The following is a 2,862-nucleotide window of genomic DNA, read 5'->3' on the forward strand; positions in this document are numbered from 1 at the left end:
GAATATCTGGTAACCATTCCGCCCTCTGAAGACAGGCGTAGCTACGGTGGTGAAGGCTATAACGCTGCCACAAACACGTGGACCAAAGAACCTACCAAATTTTATGACGACCCCATCACGGGGACCAACAAACAGGCTGGCGTGCTCATGAGCGGCGTCATGATCTTTGACGCCAGCGGGCAGCTCGTCAACCAGACGGCGTACAGCTACGGCGCAACGGAAACACCGACAGCAAATAACCAGGTGGCTGTCAATCCGTCTGAAAAGTCTTCGTGGCAGCCCACCAGAACGTCCAGTAACGGCCTGCCCGTTTTTTCGGCAAACTTCAGCGGACAGCCTCTGGCAAACAGCGTAAGCGAAACCATGCAGACCAGCGTGGGTGGCACTCCTGTGAGTCAGGTGCAGAACTATATTACCGAGCTGGATTTCGGCCTCAAGAACATCGGCAACCCGGCATGGAACAACCCCACCGCCACTGCCGTGAAGACCAACAGTCTCGGGCAGCCCATTGATACCGGCGGCAATGCCCTGGGTATGGACAAGTACGGCTACTACTATCTCGGCGCTCCCGATCCGGGCTCTTACGGAACCACAACGCCGGTCGGCGGCGGTGCGGACGTGCCGGTCTATGCTGACGCCACAGGCTATTATTATAATAATGGCGCCAATAAAGTTTATGGCTCAGCTTCAGTTAACGGAACAACTGTTGAAGCAATGAGCAACGGCAGCAGTTATTACTTTATCGATGCTGCCAACGGCAACGCCAATTGCTACAACACAACCGTTGTCGGCGGCAATACAGTGCCTGCGTATCAGGACAGCTATGGATATTACCATATCGGCGCAAACGGGCCGGTGTATGGACAGACTCCTGGCGGTGTTGACGTGCTGCACGATAGCGGCGGCTACTATCTGGACGACGGCACGGTGCCGCATAACTACATCACCACCAGTGACTTTACAGCCATAACGGCTACGGCCTTCAAGCCCACAGCCTACACGGCTCCCACGGATGCCTCGCGTCCCGTCGCAGATACAGAAACAGCGAACAGCAGCCTGGCCAGCCTGACAACCATGTCCCGGGTCAGCGGCACTTCGCCTACGGGTGTACCGGTCTTTGAAAATGTCATCAACTATGGCACAACCGTACCAACCATGACAGCCGTGGAACGCCAGGAATATGCCAGTGTGGCCAATACGACCTCGTATACCGTACAAAACCGCACTCAGGACGGATATGCCTCCGGAACGTTGAGCAACGTGAATATTGATAACGGTGGCGTGGTTTACGGGATATACTCCAACGGCAAGACCATTCCGCTCTATCAGATCGCCCTGTATGACTTTCAGAACCATCAGGGGCTGTATCGCGAAGGTGGCAACCTTTTCTCTGCCACCAACGATTCGGGTGAGCCTCAGTTGGGTGTGGCGGGTGATAACGGCTTCGGTAAAACCAAGGCCTATAACATCGAACAATCGAACGTGGATATGACCACGGAATTCGTGCAGATGATTTCGACACAACGCGGATTCCAGGCAAACTCCAAGGGCATAACCACGGTGGACACCATGCTTGAAACTGTTATTGGCATGAAGAGATAGCAAGAATAGTCATCTGAAAGGCCGGAGAACCGGATCCTGGCGCAAGCAACGGTCCAGGTCCTCCACAGCGTTGGGGATAGCGCTGCCCTTTCTCTCCGTGCAAGGCGTCGGCCATATTATGGCTGACGCCTTTTTCATTTTGGAGCATATGGCACAGCCACGGACCCACTATCAGTATTTACGCTGCTCAGGGTTTCAACGGCTGTCGGCCCTTAGTGCGATTGTGCTGGGCATGTCAGGAAAAACTGCCCCCAAAGCCCCGCCTTTCCTGCACTACGAAGTGAACAACGCATCATACATGCACACAACCAACACAAATTCTTCGTACTAATTAAAAAAACTTAAAAATCTTCTTGACAACTCACCCACTTTTCACATAAAAGATCACTTCACAGAGCGTCCCCATCGTCTAGCCGGCCCAGGACAACGGCCTTTCACGCCGTCGACAGGGGTTCAAATCCCCTTGGGGACGCCAAGTAAAATCAAGCACTTACATGAAAATGTGGGTGCTTTTTTTAATGTTACCGCCAATATTACCCCAATTATGTTACCCTAATGTTACCGGATCGGTTTTTCGAGCCGTCGACTTCAGAGGAAAGGGGTAACATTTTTTCGGGCAATGTTACCCCTGATGTTACCGCCTACCTCCAGAAGATGGCGATCCCGCATTCGGTGTCGATTGTCCAGATATCCCCGTTCAGTTCCGCGTCCCGGCTCCAACTGGCGAAGTCGAAATAGTTCCGCAAGGATTCCGGCACCTCGGCCAGCATCCCGGTATCGTCCGCGTATTCCTCCGCCCAGGCGGCAAGGCTATCATGCGTTCCAGCATAGTGATCCTGGAACTCTTCTACGGCCTCTTCTGCGTCCATGCCTTCATAATCGACGTATGCGGCAAAAGCTACGGCATCCAGGCAGTTCAGGGCGGCAACGGCTACAACGTCGTGATTTTCAGCGGTATTCAGCATTTCGGTTCTCCTGTCTTGTTTTTCAACTAATGTTCCCCCGGCAGGGGGAGGGGCCTCTCGCTTTTGGCGAGGCCCCGGCCAATGTCGGGGGAACATCTTCAGAAGATCGGCGGAAAGCCTACCGCCATGCCTTGCCTGGAACGCGGATTTCCGCGCTATTCCTGGAATGGAAGGGTCTGCCGCCATGACAAAAAGAAGCCCGCACGAAGGCGGGCTGAGGCTTTGGCGGGGCGGTTGCGCGATCACGCGCACCCCGGAAAGTAGGGAATTAAAGCGGTCTAGGGCCTGACGCCTC

The 2,862-nt window shown here is 54.2% G+C and carries 2 protein-coding genes and 1 tRNA gene; 2 read left to right on the forward strand and 1 reads right to left on the reverse strand.

What is annotated here, in order from left to right:
- Both QZ377_RS12315 and QZ377_RS12320 read left to right on the forward strand, forming a co-directional pair.
- Window positions 1-1,602: flagellar hook-basal body complex protein (locus QZ377_RS12315; protein WP_291441502.1), on the forward strand; the 1,602-nt coding region annotated here is incomplete at its 5' end.
- 398 nt (window positions 1,603-2,000) lie between these two features.
- Window positions 2,001-2,077 (forward strand) — tRNA-Glu (locus QZ377_RS12320).
- 166 nt (window positions 2,078-2,243) lie between these two features.
- On the opposite strand, the gene QZ377_RS12325 is transcribed toward QZ377_RS12320, so the two are convergent.
- Complete coding sequence (locus tag QZ377_RS12325; protein ID WP_291441503.1) at window positions 2,244-2,567, reverse strand: antirestriction protein ArdA; 324 nt, start codon at window positions 2,565-2,567, stop codon at window positions 2,244-2,246.
- Window positions 2,568-2,862 lie beyond the last annotated feature (295 nt).

This window comes from Desulfovibrio sp. (assembly GCF_019424165.1).
Lineage (GTDB): Bacteria > Desulfobacterota > Desulfovibrionia > Desulfovibrionales > Desulfovibrionaceae > Desulfovibrio.

Excerpts from the sequence above, each read along its gene's own strand:
- QZ377_RS12325 (WP_291441503.1), bottom strand. The coding sequence starts at position 2,567 with ATGCTGAATACCGCTGAAAATCACGACGTTGTAGCCGTTGCCGCCCTG.